This is a genomic window from Arthrobacter sp. UCD-GKA, from assembly GCF_001863355.1.
GTDB lineage: Bacteria > Actinomycetota > Actinomycetes > Actinomycetales > Micrococcaceae > Paeniglutamicibacter.
In genome coordinates this window covers 129,518-145,881 of the sequence record NZ_MOLR01000005.1, presented here as the reverse complement: position 1 = coordinate 145,881, position 16,364 = coordinate 129,518, and the positions used below count along the sequence as shown (strand labels likewise).

Sequence of the window (16,364 nt, the reverse complement as noted above, 5' to 3'; positions counted from 1 at the left end):
TGCGGTTTACCAATCGACGTCTTCGTCGTCGTCGGCCTCGGAAATGCCCAGGTCCGGCTGCTGGTTCGAATCGAACTCGGCCCAGGCCTCGGTAAAGCCGAGGATGTCCTCGAGCGCCTCTTCCTCTTCGTCCTCCAGCAGCTCCAGGGCCTCCGGGGTGTCAAGAATGGTGCCGATGGCCGATGCGGGGTGCTCCTCGAAGTAGTCGACAGGAGAGTACTCGGCGTTGAAGGTCATGTCCTTGCTCTGCCCGTACAGGTCGATGAACGCCCGCACTGCCTTGGGGACCCGAGCCAGGTCCAGGCCCGACAAGGAGTCGTTGTATGCCTGCGCCGTCGCCTCGGCCCATTCCTCGATGATCGCTTCATTCATTTGCGAGTTGTTGTTGCCCACTGCCATTTCCTGCCTGTTCGGAGATACTTCGAGCACCAATAGTAATGGGCGGAACCCGGGTGCGTACATGCCGAAAATGTGACGTTCGCCCGGGCCCGGCACACGCCGCGTCCGGGGCGTCGCACCGGACGCCCGCGACGGCAAAAAGGGAGCCGGCGCTGGATGCCCGTCGGGCTTCCGGCGCCGGCTCCCGGCAAGGCCTTGCTACAGTCGGCGGTTGGCCAGCACCGGGAGGAACTCGCGCACCTCGTCGATGCGGCGGCGGGTGACATCGGTGGTCACCAAGCCCTCGGAGTCCTCGCCCAGGTACTCGATCGGGACACCCATCGGGTCCAGGATCGCGGAATGGCCAATGGTGTGGCTGGAACTGGTTCCGGCCGCGGCGACCCACACCGTGTTCTCAATGGCGCGGGCCCGCAACAGGGTTTCCCAGTGCTCGATCTTGTGCTCCCCCTTGAACCAGGCTGCGGGCACAAGCAACAGCTCTGCCCCCTCGGTGACCAGCCGGCGGGCAACCTCCGGGAAGCGCAGGTCGTAACAGGTCAGCACGCCGACCTTCAGGCCGCCGATGTCAAAGATGGGAACCTGTCCCACATCCCCGGCCTTGATGGACTTGGATTCCTGGTAGGAGAAGGCATCGTAAAGGTGGATCTTGCGGTACGTGCCCAGGATTGCGCCGTCTGGACCAAGCACCGCCAGGGTGTTGTAGGGGCGGTCGTCGCCGCTTTGCTCGTACCCGCCGGCCACGATGGCGATGCCGTGTTCGGCCGCCAGGAAGGACAGCTGCTGGACGAACGTGGTCCAGTTCCCTTCAATGGCCTCATTCAGCGGGCCGGCCACCTGGGATACGGCAAGCATGGCTTCCTCGGGGAACAGCACCAATTCGGCGTCCTCGGCCTTCGCCTTGGCGACCAGGTTGCCCATGATCTTCAAGTTCTCGGTGACGGACCCGGTGGGGGCAAACTGACCAACGCTGACCTTCATGGCGATTCCCTTCGTTGCTGAATGCTTCCATCCAGCCTAACGACAATCACCCAGACGGTGGATCCGTCACCGCGGATTTCGCCATAGCCTGAGGAATGTGACGAGAAAACAAGGCAACCAGTGGTTTGCGCCGGCGGTGCCGGCCGGAGCCCTGGCCCTGCCCGGCGCGCAGCTGGTTACCGCAATCGGCCACTGAGCAAACGCCAGGGGCGCGGTCCCCGCACCGGCTGGAGGTCATCCTGCCGGTGCGGGAACCACGCCCCTTGGTGTGTGGAACCTAGTCGTTGATCAGGTCGTGGCGAACGATGGTCTGCTCGCGATCCGGTCCGACGCCGATGGCGGAGAAACGGGTCCCGCTCATGGCCTCGAGGGCCAGCACGTACTTGCGAGCGTTCTCCGGAAGGTCCTCCAGGGTGCGGGCCGTGGTGATGTCCTCGGTCCAGCCGTCGAAGTACTCGAAGATCGGCTTGGCGTGGTGGAAATCGGTCTGCGTCATCGGCATTTCGTCGTGGCGCACCCCGTCCACGTCGTAGGCCACGCACACCGGGATCTTCTCGATGTTGGACAGCACATCGAGCTTGGTCACGAAGTAGTCGGTGAAGCCGTTCACGCGCGAGGCGTGGCGGGCCAGGACCGCGTCGTACCAGCCGCAGCGGCGCGGGCGGCCGGTGTTCACGCCGAATTCGCCGCCGGTCTTCTGCAGGTATTCGCCCATCTCGTCAAAGAGCTCGGTGGGGAACGGTCCTGCACCCACGCGGGTGGTGTAGGCCTTGATGATGCCGATCGAGCGGCTGATGCGGGTCGGGCCGATGCCCGAGCCCACCGAGGCTCCGCCGGCGGTCGGGTTCGAGGAGGTCACAAACGGGTAGGTGCCGTGGTCCACGTCCAGGAACGTGGCCTGGCCGCCCTCCATGAGCACGACCTTCCCGGCGTCCAGGGCGTTGTTCAGCTCGAGGGTCGCATCGATCACCAACGGGCGCAGGCGCTCGGCATAGGAGAGGAAGTACTCGACGATTTCCTCGACCTCGACGCTGCGGCGGTTGTAGACCTTGACCAGCAACTCGTTCTTCTGGCGCAGGGCGCCCTCGACCTTCTGGCGCAGGATGGATTCGTCGAAGACGTCCTGCACGCGGATGCCGAGGCGGCCGATCTTGTCCATGTATGCCGGGCCGATGCCGCGCCCGGTGGTGCCGATGGCGCGCTTGCCCAGGAAGCGTTCGGTGACCTTGTCCATGGTCTGGTGGTACGGGGCGACAAGGTGTGCGTTGGCCGAGACCCGCAGCTTCGAGGTGTCGGCACCGCGGGCTTCGAGCCCGTCGATCTCTTCAAAGAGCGCTTCGAGGTTCACGACGCAGCCGTTGCCGATGATCGGGATGGCATTTGGCGAAAGAATGCCGGCGGGAAGGAGCTTGAGCTCATACTTTTCACCGCCAACGACGACTGTATGGCCGGCGTTGTTGCCGCCGTTTGGCTTCACAACATAGTCGACCTGGCCACCCAAAAGGTCTGTGGCCTTGCCTTTGCCTTCGTCGCCCCACTGGGCTCCGACGATCACGATTGCTGGCATGGGATCCTCCCCCTTGCTCGATTCAGCGCGGCCGGCACATGGTGCCGGGTCCCGGCGGTGCCGGGCGCAGAAATGCCCCTCGCTCTTCGATTGGCCCAAGCAGGATCAGGAAGAACAGTAAGGGGCTCTTACGTCACGAGTTTACCCGATGGAGGATCAATGGGTGGATTTATGCTTCCTTGGGCTCGTCCTCTGCCTCGATCGCCGCGGTTAATGCGGCCCGCACCAATGTTTCCCAGTGAGCCAGCGAACTTTCGGGAACCGACACCCAGTCGCGGAATGGCCGGCCCTGTCCCGAGGGGTCGAACAAGGCCGCCCCGGGGTAGGCCATGGCCGTGCGCATGGCTTCGCTTTCGCGCCCGACCTTGAACCCCATGGTGTCTGCGAGCAGGCAGGCGATCGCCTTGTTCTCGTACTTCAAGGCATCCTTGCCAAACATCTTTCCAGCAACCACTCCCTCGCCGAGCAGGGCACGGGCGAGCCGCTGAAACTCGGCCATTGCCTCTGGTGTAGGAAATTGCATACTCATGCCCCCATCAAACCTCGCCGGTGCCCCTTGCGTCGAGAGATCGGGGAAAAGACTTTTTGCGGCTGCCGCGCCGCGCGGTTCCCGGCGGTCTTGATGACGCGGCGGAGTCGGCACGTATTCAGACTTGTTTGGGCGTGCCGCCTAGACTGGGAGCCATGGCCCTGACACGTGAACAGCTCGTTGATGCCGCCGTGGGCGTGCTCTCGGAGTTTGGCTTGGCCGACCTGTCCATGCGCCGACTGGCCAGGGAACTCGATGTCCAGGTCGGGGCGTTGTACTGGCATGTGAAGTCCAAGCAGGAACTGCTGGTGGACGTTGCCGCCAAGCTGCTGGATTCGGTGCCCCGGCCCAATGCCCCAACCCCGGAATTGGCTCCGATGTCCATCGCCGCGCTGCTGCGCCAGCTGCGCAGCGCATTGATCGCGGTGCCGGATTCGGCCGAGGTCATGCAGCTGGCCCAGTCCATGCGGCCCGAATCGCTGGACCCGATGGGTTGGCTGCTGGAATTCCTGTCGATCGCAGGTGTCCCGGAGGCCGATGCGACCTACGCCCGCCATGTGCTGGTGAACCACTTGCTGGGTTCCATTGCCTCGCACCAGGAAGCAGTGGCGCTTTCGGCCGGGACGGAACCGGGAACGGTGTCAACCGAATGGGAAGAGGCCGCGTTCGACTACGGGGTGCGGGTGATCCTGCAGGGCCTGGCCTTGGAGCACCCTCCGGTCGTTTAGCTGCCCAGGCGTCCGTTCGAGGCCTCGAGGTAGCAGGCTCCGCACAGCGACTCGTACCAAACCTCGTCTCCGTCGATGGCCACCTGGTCGCCGTCGAAGATGATCCGGGTGCCGATACGCCGGGTGTTGAACACGGCTTTCCTGCCGCAGCGGCAAATGGTCTTGAGCTCTTCGAGGCTGTGCGCGATTTCCAGTAGGCGCCGCGACCCGGGAAACGCGTGGGTGCGGAAATCCGAGCGGATCCCGTAGGCAAGCACCGGGACGTCGTCCAGGATGGCGATGCGGAACAGGTCATCGACCTGCTCCGGAGTCAGGAACTGGGCTTCGTCCACCATCAGGCACGCCACTGGCGGGGCATCCACGTGCTGGACCAGCGCGTCGGGGTCGTCCCCTGCCGCCTGCCGGGCGAACAGTTCCCGGATGTCCGCGTCCGGGGGGATCAGGAAATCCACGTCCCGGCTCATGCCCAGACGGGACACGATGCGGGAATCACCCTTGGTGTCGACCCCCGGCTTCGCCAACAGGACCCGCTGCCCGCGCTCCTCGTAATTGAATGCTGCCTGGAGCAATCCCGTGGATTTGCCGGAATTCATTGCCCCATAACGGAAATACAGCTTCGCCACATCGGTCCTTTCGAGTTGGGCATCGTGGAAGATTCTATGCGCTGAACCATTCATCCACGGACCGGCCGAACCGGGCGGTGCACGCGAATGTCCCGGTGCCCGGGGATCTTGCGCTCCCCGGGCACCGGGACATCACGGCCGCGGCGGCCGCCAAAAGGCGGGCGCCGGCAAGGCCCCTACGTCACGGCGTGGCGCGTGCGGTAGGCCGGAACATCCCAGGCACGGGTCTCCAGAACGTCCCGCAGGATCTCCACGGCGTCCCAGATATCGGTGTAGGAAAGGTACAGCGGGGTGAGGCCAAAGCGCAGCACCTCGGGTTCGCGGTAATCTCCGATGACACCGCGGTCGGTCAGCGCCTGGATGATCGCGTAGCCCTCGGGGTGGCGGAAGCTGACGTGGCTGCCGCGCTCGGCATGGATCTCGGGGGTGACCAGCTCGAGTCCAAACTCGCCGCAACGCTCGCGCACCAGGGCAATGAACAGGTCTGCCAGCGCGAGGGACTTGGCACGCACCAGCTCGATGTCGGCTTCCAGGGCCACGTCCAGCCCGCATTCGACCATGGCCATGGAGGTGATGGGCTGGGTGCCGCACAGGAAGCGGCGCACGTCGTTGGCGGCGGTGTAGCTGTCGGCCATTTCGAAGGGTGCGGCGTGGGACCACCAGCCGGTCAGCGGTTGCCAGAATCGGCCCTGGTGGCGCTCGTTGACCCAGATGAAGGCCGGGGAGCCCGGGCCGCCGTTGAGGTACTTGTAGGTGCAGCCCACGGCGTAGTCGGCGTCGGCGCCGTTGAGGTCCACCGGTACGGCTCCTGCGGCATGGGCCAGGTCCCAGATGACCAGGGCACCGGCCGCGTGCGCCGCGGCGGTGACGGCGTCCATGTCCCACATGGCCCCGGTGCGGTAGTTGACGTGGGAGAGGGCCAGCACTGCCACCGAATCGTCCAGGGCCTGCTCCAGGGTCAGGTTCTCGTCGATCAGGCGCACCTCGTAGTGCTCGTTGGTATCGGCGTTGACCGAGTTCAGGAAGTCGCTGATCCCTTCGGCAATGTAGATGTCGGTGGGGAAGTTGTCGCGTTCGGTCAGGATCACGCGTCTTGTCGGGGCGTCCTGCTGCTGGATGCGCACCGCCGAGGCCAGGGCCTTGAACAGGTTCAGGCTGGTGGTGTCGGTGACGACGGTTTCGCCGTCGTTTCCGCCGATGATCCGGGCCAGCTTGTCACCCAGCCTGCTGGGCATCTCGAACCACCCGGCGGTGTTCCAGGAACGGATCAGGCCGTGGGCCCATTCGTTGTTGATGACCTCGGCCGCACGTTCGGCGGCACCGAGCGGCATCGGGCCCAGTGAGTTTCCATCGAGGTAGATCAGCCCCTCGGGGAGGGAGAAGCGATCCTTGAACGAGGCCAACGGGTCAGTTGCATCCGCTGCTTGGAGACTTGCGCGGTCCGTTTGGGTGGGAGTGCTCATGGTGGGGTTCGACGGCCTTTCTGGAATGCGTGCCGGGGTCCCTGCCATCGCTCGGCGAACAACGACGGGGAATGCCCATCATAGAATTATTCATGGTGCACTAGATAGGGCACTGAACAAGTGCCCAAGATCTCAGGAGTTTTCCGTGCTAAATTCTGGTTCCATCAAGAACCACACCAGCTGGCAGAACGCTGTTCGCCTCGATGATGTCGACCTGCGGATCCTTCGCGAGCTCAGCGCGGACGCGCGCATCCCCAACAACCTTCTGGCCTCGCGCGCAGGGGTTGCCCCGTCCACGTGCCTGGGCCGCGTCCGGGCGTTGCAGGATGCCGGGGTGATCCGCGGGTTTCATGCAGATGTCGATCCCGCCAAGCTGGGCCTGCGCATTGCCGCAATGATATCGGTGGTGGTTCGGTCCGAGGCACGCGACGCCATGCTGGATTCGGCACGCACCCTGCGTGGGCTTCCCGAGGTCCAGGACGTGTTTGTGCTTGGCGGGACACCGGACATCCTGGTCCATGTCGTCACCGATTCCATCGAGTCCCTGCGGGATTTCGTGGCTGGGAACCTCGGTGCAAACCCCGCGTTCTCGTCGACGCAAACCAACATCGTCTTCGAGCATCTTTCCGCCGCCAACCCGAACTGACACGTGCTGGGCGAGGCCTGGCACGTCGTTACGGGGCTGCCTCCGCATAGGAACGCAACGACTTCAAGGTACCGGCCTCGGAACCTGCGATGGCGGCCAGCAGGTCCCCGACCTCGTCCCGCAATTCCTCGGCCGCGTCCACGCTGATGGTCAGCCGGACGCGCGTTTGCTCGGATTCCTCGGTGAGCTCGTAGCGGTAGAGCACGCTGATGTCTCCGCCGCCGGAGGACAGGGCAATGACCCGCTCTTCGTGCAGCTCCGTGATGAGCAACTGGCGTTCGTGGGTCCCGGAGCGGTAGTCAAGCACCGCWCCGGGGCTGGTGATTTGTTCCGGTTCCATGGAGTCGACGCCAGGCATCCACTTCGGGGCCGCAACCCAGTCGGTGAGTAGTTCCCACACCCGTGTCACCGAGAGGTGAATCAGCTCCTGAGTATCCAAAGCCTGAAACTGTGTCATAGCCGAATCGTGTCACGCGTCGGTCCAAAATGAAACGCTTAGTGGGCCCGGGGCTTCCTGCGCATTCGCAGCGCGAAGGCACCGAGCAGGAGCATTGCGGCACCCGCCCCGGCGTAGACCAATACATCGCTGGATCCGGTCTCGGCCAACTCGCCGGTCCGGGAACTCACGATCGGTTTGAGGACGGCCTTGACGATCGGCTTCTGGTCCAAGACCGGCTTGGTGACCGTGCCAGCGGGCTTGATCTCTGGCTTGGGGATTTCGGCGGGCTCCGTCGGTTCCGGCCTCGCTGACGGTTCGGGCGACCCCGATTCCTTCGGATCGAGGATCCCGGCATCCACCACGCCGCTCTCGATCAACCCGAAGACGATCTCCTCAAATGCTTCCTGTGCGGCGGCTTCGTTGCCGTCGAACATCCATAGCAAGTGCCCGTAGAGCGCGTCAAGATCCGTTTCACGGCCATGCTCAACGAGTTCTCCAATGATGGAATCGAGGTCCTGGAAAGCAGGCTCGTTCTCGAGCTCTTGGGCGACCTGCATGATGAAGTCCTCCCACTGGGCATCGGTCCAGTTTTCCGCGCCTTCCGGGATCTCGATTCCCTTGAGCCACCACGGCAGATCAACGACGTCACCCTCAACCTCGGTAGCATCGCCTACTTCGCTTTCGGGCCCTCCGGATCCCTCGGACTGCGTGGATGTCGGTCCGGTTGGCGTCGGCTCCACGGCAGGTGCAGTCGCGAGACCCGTAGTGCCGTCCGAATCGGTGTCGGTGACCGGACCGGTGCCCAGGGTTTCGGATACGGCAACGCCGTCGGGGGTCTCAACCGCATCGCCATCCGGCGAAACCGGTGTTTCAGACGGCTCCGAGGCCGAGTCGCTTCCCGGGGAGGCCTGCTGGGCATCGACTTGGGATTCGTCTTGGACGGCTTCGACGCCAACCGCTTCCTGGTTTTCCGCGGCAGCATCGCCAAGGTCCGGCGCGGTCGCCGGATTCGGTTCTTCGTCGGCGGTTTCAGCAACGGACACGGTGGGTTTTTGGATGCTTTCGGTCACCGCACCTTGCGTTGGTTCAGCCTCGCCCTCGAGGATCTGCGCTTGCGCGGGGGCCGAGTTGAGCAGCAACCCGGAGGCCACAGCGGTGGCGAGCAGCGCGGTGCGGAGATTCTTTGTCATTTGTGCGTTCCTGTCCCAGGGCCAATGCGGTGAAAGCAGGAATCAACACCAAGAAACCAGCGGTCAGATCCCTATTGAAGTGTGGCGCGACAACGACGTTGGAGATCAATCTATGGCACCGAACGGGTTTCCACCAGTCACGATTTGGCAACGGCTTCACAGGGACCCGGGCCGAGGGATTCTGGCTCACTAAAGTCGGTTCGTCGCCGACGAATAACCAGAAGGAATTTGCCGCATCAGGCTCGCCCGATGCTTAGTTTTCCGAATCTCTTAAAGTGCCGCCCCGAGCGCAGCGAACTTTTTTTCATTGGGCTTGGCCACGGGATGAAGGCTGTCCAATGTCTCGATCAAGCCAAGGCCCAGCTTCCTGGCCTGGATCCGGCCCACAGCGGCCTTCATGCTGGGCCAGCTCAATTCGTCGCGGAGTATAGAGACTGCCACCGAGGGACCGAGGCAAAACGGTCGTCCGCGATGCCGTCAATCATGCTGCTCGCGAAGTCCCGATCGAGCAACTCGCCGACCATGGCCGCCGATCATATACCTCCGGCGAGGTGAACCATGTCGGGTTCGGATCCGCTTCACCGGTCTCCGCAAAATACCGTGCGGCAGCAACGGCTGCCTCCCGGCGTGAAGTTTCCTCGAAGGTGCACGATCCCTTCAGCTCGCCAATAACAACGTCGGTGCTGCCCGACTCAGCACCCGGTGTTGTCAGGATGCTCCAGGAGTCTTCTTTCCTCGTACCCGGATAGTAGTAGACCACCATGTGGCCTCGGGCATCGCCGCCGCCAGTCCGGCCGCATGTGATGTTCGAAGCGATCATGAATGGGCTTGTCGATCGCACTAGTTGCACCGGATGCACCATTCCGCGGCGTAATCGCCGAAGTCCTCGGCAGCCCAAGCCCGATGGAAACGTCCAATCAGCTCAGTTCGTCTTGGGGGTATAGAGACTGCCACCGATGGTCCGGGGCAAACTGGTCGTCCGCGATGCCGCTGATGATGCTGCTCGCGAAGTCCCGATCGAGCAACTCGCCGATCAGCTTGTGGGCCTCGTTCGGCCCAGGGGCCCAACCCGAAGGGCACCTTTTCAGCACCGTCCATTCCGGAACCGACGCACGAATTGGCGTGAATTCGATTTCCACCATCTGCTCGGAACCAGCGCCCACCCAGCGCGCCCTCACCCGCGGGACAGGAAGTAGCCCGGACCACGAGCTCACGTCGTCCGATTCAGGAACCAGGGCCCACAAGGAAGAGACCTCACTCTCCGCAACCCCAAACCGCCGCGCCATTCGGTCCAGCGCGACCGCATACCTGCGCGGAACCGACAAATTCTGGTCGACCGACACCGAAATGAGCCGCCCCATGGCAGGACCCGCAAGACCCTGGCCAAGAAGCGAATACACATCCAAGACCCTCGACTCGCCCAAAAGACGGCTGAACCACTCGGCCACCCATTGGCACTGCATGAGATCGGCACGCGTCGCATCGTCCGAATCGGGCCATAGGGGTTCGGCATCATCTCCATCCAACCCGCGCCACGGCCCCTGTTCCTCGCGCTTGGCACGCATGGCCCACAAGGGCCAACGCCTGCCAGCCGAGCGATCGGCTGCCTCGACAACCCTTGCCGCATCCTGCGCATCAATCAGGTTCGAGGCACCCAGCTTGCTTCCGGGTTCCCGCTTCACGCTCATGACATCTGCCGGAAACCGCGTCCGCAGACGGAACGCCGGAATGGACGCACCCCGTGGAACGGCCTCCACCTCATACACGGCCGCAGATGAACGATGCATATCCGGGATGAATATCCGGCGGACACGAAACCTTGGACTACTCACAATTAGCTCTTTCATCCCAAGAGCCTGCCCAAATGGACGGGCCGCTGGGTGTCTTGGACATAATTTGGGTAGCCGTTTACGGACTCAAGCTCCATGTTGTAGTACACGCTCGGAGCGGGACCCGACTCCCCGATATCTACGATCGTTTTTCCTTGTCTAATCTGCCCATTTATCCAAACCTTATTGAACGCTAAGTCAACCTTCTCCGTGAACGCTTCACTGGTGTGATCTTTAAAGAAATTATGAACGCGCTGCGGTGTGGCGTTGTAGTAACCATAATCGTGGGCATCCGCATATGGTATTACGCGCCCTTCCATCCAGCGCCCCATAACGATGGTGTCGGCCTGGGGGCGCGTCGTCAGAGGCGCCAGGAGTCGACCCGCTATCTTATGACCGACGCCTGCTCCTGCACCGCCCATGGCCCCACCGCCAAGTAGACCCATTCCGGTGGCGCCCAAGAACCCAGTCGCCGTATGCGGCCCCGGTCCAGTGGCATAGTTGTAAGCGTTTCCGGTCCCACCGGAAGCCGCGCCTGAGGCTATGCCTTCCCCTACGGCAGCCTTGATCCCGGTAACCCCCGCCGACCCAAGACGCCCCGCCATGGCCAGGCCGCCCAATCCTCCGGCCAACCCCATGACGGCGGTTTGGCCCCAGTTGACGTCACCCGTCGTGGCTTTTTGGATAATCACGTCGGCCCCGGCTCCAATGAGCATCATGCCCGCTGGTCCACCCACACCGGTTGCCATGAGGACCCCACCGGCCACCACCATGGCGCCACCTGCGAAATACTCCCAGTTGTCAGCACACCAGTCGCCGGCGGCGGCCAGGGCGCCATTGTTGCCGTCGCGGTACGCCTGCAGCTCCGCCTCGGTCACGGCCTGCAAGCCGAGCGGATCGATCGCATGCAACGGGTCGTTGCCGGCAAACGAATACGGGTTTCCGGCCCAGCCCGAACCCGCCACCGGATCCAGCGGATCAACCGACAGGAACCCACGCGTCAACGGGTCGTAGGTGCGGGCGCCGAACCAGTCCAGCCCGGCCACCTGCAATCCGCCGGAAGCGCCCACGGCCAACCCCGGGGGGATCCCCGGAAGCGCATCCGCTGCCATGCCCCACGGGCTGCCCGCCTGCGTCGGGTGCGCACTGCGCCACCCGGCCGAGAGCACCGTGCCGCCGACGGCTGTCACTCCGCCGGGCAGTGCCACCACGGACTGGTCGCCCACGGACATCAGGCGGGGGGCAACCTCCGCAGAGTCCCACCACACCGCGGAGCCATCAACCTCTGCCAGCTCGCCAAGGGCGTCAACCCACAAATCGCTGCGGGACGTTTCCCCGGCGGAATCCTCCGTGGCCACGGCACCCAGCCAGCCCGCGGGGGACCATTCGAAGGACCGCACCGAACCATCGGGGGCAACGGCCTCGGTCCGGCGGCCCAAGCCGTCGTAGGCATAGGTGCTGGCACCGGCGGCGTCGGTGCGGGAACGCAACTGGCCCGCAGCGTCATAGGCGAGCTCGGCGCCGAGCCCTTGAACGGATTCTGCGACCAGCCGGCCGGAAAGGTCGTAGCGCCACTCGGACACCACGCCATCCCCGCGGACCGAACGTTCCAGTTGGCACGCGGCGTCGTAAAAGAAGCGGGTCTCGGTGCCGTCGGCCAGGATCGCGGCAATGCGTCCGTCGGCGTCGCGGCGAATGAGGGTCTCGGTCACCCCGTCGACGGTGGTCGTCGTATGGCGCACCAATGCACCCTCGGCGTAGTCCCAGTTTTGGACCGCGTCGCTGGCGACAGCGCCGACCATCCGCCCGGCGGCATCCCGCTCGTAGGCAATGCGGCCGAAGACCGGATGCTTGACGACCACCACGCGCCCGGCGGCATCATGGCCGAACTCGGTGCGGGTTCCCAGCGGGTCGACCATCGCGGTGCGGTTGCCGTCCGCGTCGTATTCCCACGACGGACCGGCCCCGTTGCGCAGCCGCTGGATGAGCTGCCCTCGCCGGTTGAAGCGCAGCAACTGCTCGACCGCGGCCCCGTCTTCCCGGGTGCGGTCGGAGATCCGCACGGTCCTGGAGCGTGCATCGCGGCTGACCTGCATCAGCTGCTGCCCGTCGACACCCAGCCAGACCTGGCGGCCGGCTTCGTCGTAGCGCCATTCGGTGCGCCGCCCCTCCGGATCGCACTGCCACAGCTGGCGCCCGGCCGGGTCGAATCCCGCGGTCGTGCTCCGGCCCAGTGGATCGGTCTCGCCAACGACCTGGTCGGCTTCGTTGTAGCCTCGGCGCGTGGTGGCGCCCAGCGGATCGGTGACGGTGACCAGGCGGCCGCGCGCATCGTATTCGTAGCGGGTCACCCCGCCCAGTCCGTTGACGGCCTCGATGAGTTGGCCGGCCGCATCGTAGCGGAACTTGCGCCGACCGAAAGAGGAATCAACGGCCCGGACCATCCTCCCGGCCAGGTCGTACTCGAAACGCGAGGTGCCGCGGCCCGGGGTGTAGCGCGAGGCAACCCTGCCCACGGCGTCGTATCCCAGGCGCTCGGTTTCCCCGCCGGGGAAGACGCGGGCGACGACGCGGGAGTCGGCGTCGTATTCCAGGGTGGTGCGCGCACCGGTCGGGTCGATGCTCGCGGCCGGGCGGCCCGCGGCGTCGTACTCGAAGTCCGTGACGGCCCCGCCCGGGGAACGGTGCTCGATGACCCGGCCGGCGGCGTCGCGGCGCAGCAGGGTCAGCCCGCCCTCGGCGTCCACCAGTTCAACCGGGCGGCCGCATGCGTCGTAGGTGACCAGCTCGGTGCTGCCGTCGGGCCGCTCGGTCGCCACGGGCCGGCCGAACTCGTCGCAGCGCACGCTGTTGCGCTCGAAGGCGTCCTGCACGGTCACGGTTCCGGAGGCCGCGTCCGCCGAGATCTGCTGGCGCACGCCGGTCGGGTCCACCACCGCGGTGAGCTCGCCGTTCTTGTTGTACTCGCGGGACCAGGAGTGCCCGGCCGGGTCGGTGACCTGCGTCAGGCGCGAGAGCGCGTCGTGGGCAAAGCCCCAACGGGCGCCGTCGGGCAGCTCGACGCCCGTGACCAGGCCGAAGTCGTCGAAGCTGCGTGTGACGGCGCGGCCCAGCGGGTCGACGGATTTGGCCAGCTGCCCGTGGGGGCCGTAATGCATTTCGGTGCGGGCACCGAGTGGGTCGGTGACAACCGCCAGGGCGCCGCCGGGCGCGTACTCGAACTTCCACAGCGCCCCGTCCGCGTCCCGGCGGGAGACCAGCCGACCGCTTGCGTCATACCGGTAGGTGGTCCGGGCGCCGCCCGGGGACCCCGCCTCGGTGACCCGGCCGGCGGCATCGCGGTGCAGGGTGGCGGTGTTCCCGAACGCGTTGGTGATGGTGGACAGGTCCCCGTGCGCGTCGTGGCCGAAAGCCAGGGTTACCCCGACCGGGTCGACGACCTTCTCCAGCAGGCCCTCGCGCCAGTGCAGCTGCGTGTGCCCGCCCTCGGGATCGATGATGAGCGAGGGGTTGCGCGAGGAGTCGTCCGCGTATTCGTAGTGCACGGTGGCGCCGGATTCGGTCACCACTGTCACCGGGCGGTCGGCCTCGTCGTAGCCGTAGGTGATGTCGGCCCCGCTCGGAGTGAGCGTGCGGATCTTGCGGCCGCGCCGGTCGTAGGCGTGCACGGTCAGGGAACCGTCGCGCTCGGTGGCGGAGACCAGGTTGCCGTACCTGTCGTAGCTCATGGACTGCCGGTTGTCATCCGCGTCGATGATGCCGACCAGGCGCCCCCTGGCATCGGCGATCCAGGCATTGGAACGGGTCCCGTCCGCATCGGAGACCACGGTGAGGCGGCCGGGCAGGTAGGCGAAGCGGGTGACCCGGCCGAAGGCCGAGACCTGGGTCTGCACCCGTGAGTGCCCGTCGTAGGAGTTGACCACCTCTTCGACGCCGGCGGCGTCGGTGACCGCTTCGATCAGGCCCGCATCGTTCCAGCGGTAGCTGCGCACCCCGCCCGGTCCGGCGGCGGAGAGCAACTGCCCGTTCCCGTCGTACTCGAACTCCATGCGGCGTCCGTCGGAGGCTGCAAGCGCCGCGATCCGGTCCCCCGAGAATTCGGTGCGCACCCAGCGTCCGCGTTCGTGGGCCAGCTCGGAGATGCGTCCCTCGGCGTCCCGGCGCGCCAGCAGCGCGGTCCCGGGGCCGGTGTCCGAGGACAGCCAGGTCCCGGCCGTGGTGAACACCCAGCGGGCACCTGCGTTGTCGCGCACCACGAGGACCTCGGCGGATTCCGCCGCGTATTTGGCGCGTACCCCGTCGTTCAGGATTTCCCGGGCCAGCCAGGAGCTCTCCCCGTCGGCCCGGTCCCAGCCCTCGCCGAGGCGTGGGAACCACAGGTGGCGCCCGTCGGCCAGCACCATCCAGGCACCCTCGTCCTCCAGCTCGAGGCGGGTGTCGAACACCGAGGCCCAGCCGAGGCCGAAGGCCCCGGTCCGCTCGTCAAGGGAGTTGTAGGTCCGCGTGGCCGCCAGCGCCGTCGCGGCTCCCGCGAATCCGAGGTCGACCTCGGTTTCCAGGAAGTTGCCGGTGGAGGTGTTCACCGGGTCCATCGAATAGCCGGTAGTCGGAGGGGCTCCGAGGGCGAATGCCGCGTCGATGGCGATGTCCTGGCGGGTCGCCCCGACCCCTTGCGCCGCCAGCGCCGCCAGCAGTGCCGAGTCGGCAAGCCGCGAGACGTTTCCTTCGCCCCCGGCAGCGGCGAAGGCGTTGGCGATGGTCAGGGCCCAGGCCACGTCCTGGTCGTTGGCCTCGAGCCACTTGTCGAAGCCGTTGACGACTCCGTTGGCGTGCAGGGAGCCGTAGCTGCAGCGGGACGCGAAGTCCGCCAGGTGTCCGCGCAATGCCGCGGGCCGGCCTGCAAGTTCGGTGTTCAGGTTCGCCGAACCGGTGGCGAATGAGCGCAGGTCGCTGGGGCGGGCCGCCGATACGCCGGTGTTGGAACCACTGCCCGGTGCCGGTGTCTGCCGGATCCCGGTCACGGGGGCCGAGGCCTGGATGCTCACTTCCTGGGCCGGGGGCCCGACGGGCGGATCTTCCTCGCCGAAGAACTCATCCCACTTCCTCAGGAGAACGTTTTCTTGGCGTTCGTCGCGGCGCTGTTTCCATTCACGGGCCAGTCGGCGGCGTTCGTTTTCCTTGTGGGCTTCTTCCTTCAACGCCTTGGCGCCGGTGGCTGCCTCGCGCAAGCGTGCCGCGAGCTCTGTCGCGTCCGCGGACGCGATGCGTGCGTTGTCGGCGAAGAGTTGCGAGAAGTGCCCCTTGAACTCGGTTCCGGCCGTCGTCACCATGGAGGAGCGGGATCCGGACTGCTCCTCGATGCTCAACGCGGCGAGGTTGAACGCCGAAATCAGGGCGTCTGCCGTCCCGTTGTCAAACACAACGTCATGGTCAAAGACCCCCAGATCGGCCACGTAAAAACTCCCTCATCAGCCTGCGGACCCGCAGGTCCCCGAACAACGACCCGAGGAACCTCAGCGGCCTCGGTTTACCTACAACGACGGAAAACGCCCCCGCCGCCTGGGGCGGCGCCACCTGGTGGCGGCAATGGGGGCGTTCCAGGGGCTGGCTAGTTTCCGCCGCCCGCGGTGAAGATATTCGTCGAGATCTGGTTCAGTTGGCCTCGAAGCTGCTCAAGCTCGGTGCGTGCCTTGTCCAGCGCGGCCTTCGTCTCGGGCCACGTTGAACCGCGGAACTGGGAAGCCAGGGGGCCGTCCCACACGTTCGGGTCCGACAAGACCCGTCCCTGGGCATCCAACTGGCTGATCTGGTCGGTGAAACCGCCGTTGATGATCGCCTGGATCTGCTGAATGGCCGTCTTGGCCTGCTCCGTTGATAGGACACGCGACATGAAATCCTCCAAGAATCTTGGTGATGTCCCCGCGCCGATGCGCTATTCGGAGACTCGAACGAAATAACACTAACAAGATGACA

General features: G+C 65.4%; 13 protein-coding genes. 2 read left to right on the top strand and 11 right to left on the bottom strand.

Going from position 1 to position 16,364, the window contains the following annotated elements:
• Positions 1-6: 6 nt before the first annotated feature.
• The 4 genes from BLJ79_RS10315 to BLJ79_RS10300 form a co-directional block, all read right to left on the bottom strand.
• Positions 7-393, bottom strand: coding sequence for a hypothetical protein (locus tag BLJ79_RS10315; RefSeq protein ID WP_071214661.1), 387 nt, complete (start codon positions 391-393; stop codon positions 7-9).
• Positions 394-597: 204 nt separating this feature from the next.
• Positions 598-1,377 (bottom strand): carbon-nitrogen hydrolase family protein, encoded by a 780-nt coding sequence (locus BLJ79_RS10310; RefSeq protein ID WP_071214660.1) that lies wholly within the window; start codon positions 1,375-1,377, stop codon positions 598-600.
• 277 nt (positions 1,378-1,654) lie between these two features.
• Complete coding sequence (locus tag BLJ79_RS10305) at positions 1,655-2,944, bottom strand: adenylosuccinate synthase (protein WP_071214659.1); 1,290 nt, start codon at positions 2,942-2,944, stop codon at positions 1,655-1,657.
• A gap of 169 nt (positions 2,945-3,113) precedes the next feature.
• Complete coding sequence (locus BLJ79_RS10300; RefSeq protein ID WP_071214658.1) at positions 3,114-3,443, bottom strand: hypothetical protein; 330 nt, start codon at positions 3,441-3,443, stop codon at positions 3,114-3,116.
• Positions 3,444-3,628: 185 nt separating this feature from the next.
• Between BLJ79_RS10300 and BLJ79_RS10295 the strand changes: the two genes are divergently transcribed.
• Positions 3,629-4,201, top strand: coding sequence for a TetR family transcriptional regulator (locus BLJ79_RS10295; RefSeq protein ID WP_071214657.1), 573 nt, complete (start codon positions 3,629-3,631; stop codon positions 4,199-4,201).
• On the opposite strand, the gene BLJ79_RS10290 is transcribed toward BLJ79_RS10295, so the two are convergent.
• Together BLJ79_RS10290 and kynU are read right to left on the bottom strand one after the other, a co-directional pair.
• Positions 4,198-4,824, bottom strand: coding sequence for a thymidine kinase (locus BLJ79_RS10290; protein ID WP_071214656.1), 627 nt, complete (start codon positions 4,822-4,824; stop codon positions 4,198-4,200). The two genes, BLJ79_RS10295 and BLJ79_RS10290, sit on opposite strands and share 4 nt — an antisense overlap.
• Before the next feature lie 176 nt (positions 4,825-5,000).
• Positions 5,001-6,287, bottom strand: coding sequence for a kynureninase (gene kynU / locus BLJ79_RS10285; RefSeq protein ID WP_071214655.1), 1,287 nt, complete (start codon positions 6,285-6,287; stop codon positions 5,001-5,003).
• A gap of 145 nt (positions 6,288-6,432) precedes the next feature.
• Between kynU and BLJ79_RS10280 the strand changes: the two genes are divergently transcribed.
• A complete protein-coding gene (locus BLJ79_RS10280) occupies positions 6,433-6,933 on the top strand; it encodes an Lrp/AsnC family transcriptional regulator (protein ID WP_071214654.1) in 501 nt (166 codons plus the stop codon).
• A gap of 28 nt (positions 6,934-6,961) precedes the next feature.
• Here BLJ79_RS10280 and BLJ79_RS10275 read toward each other — a convergent pair whose 3' ends face one another.
• The 5 genes from BLJ79_RS10275 to BLJ79_RS10255 all read right to left on the bottom strand — a co-directional run bounded on the left by BLJ79_RS10275 (position 6,962) and on the right by BLJ79_RS10255 (position 16,281).
• Positions 6,962-7,390, bottom strand: a complete 429-nt coding sequence (locus BLJ79_RS10275; protein ID WP_083411192.1) for an SRPBCC family protein — start codon at positions 7,388-7,390, stop codon at positions 6,962-6,964.
• 38 nt (positions 7,391-7,428) lie between these two features.
• The gene (locus BLJ79_RS10270; protein WP_071214652.1) at positions 7,429-8,562 is read right to left on the bottom strand and encodes an LPXTG cell wall anchor domain-containing protein; all 1,134 of its coding nucleotides are present in this window, start codon (positions 8,560-8,562) and stop codon (positions 7,429-7,431) included.
• 917 nt (positions 8,563-9,479) lie between these two features.
• The gene (locus BLJ79_RS10265; protein ID WP_139194818.1) at positions 9,480-10,409 is read right to left on the bottom strand and encodes a hypothetical protein; all 930 of its coding nucleotides are present in this window, start codon (positions 10,407-10,409) and stop codon (positions 9,480-9,482) included.
• On the bottom strand, positions 10,406-15,844 hold the full coding sequence (locus BLJ79_RS10260; RefSeq protein WP_071214650.1) for a DUF6531 domain-containing protein: 5,439 nt from the start codon (positions 15,842-15,844) through the stop codon (positions 10,406-10,408). Before BLJ79_RS10260 ends, BLJ79_RS10265 begins: the two co-directional genes overlap by 4 nt.
• A 155-nt stretch (positions 15,845-15,999) precedes the next feature.
• Positions 16,000-16,281 carry a pyrophosphorylase gene (locus BLJ79_RS10255; protein WP_071214649.1) on the bottom strand — a complete coding sequence of 94 codons (282 nt, stop codon included), beginning with the start codon at positions 16,279-16,281 and terminating at the stop codon, positions 16,000-16,002.
• Positions 16,282-16,364: the final 83 nt, after the last annotated feature.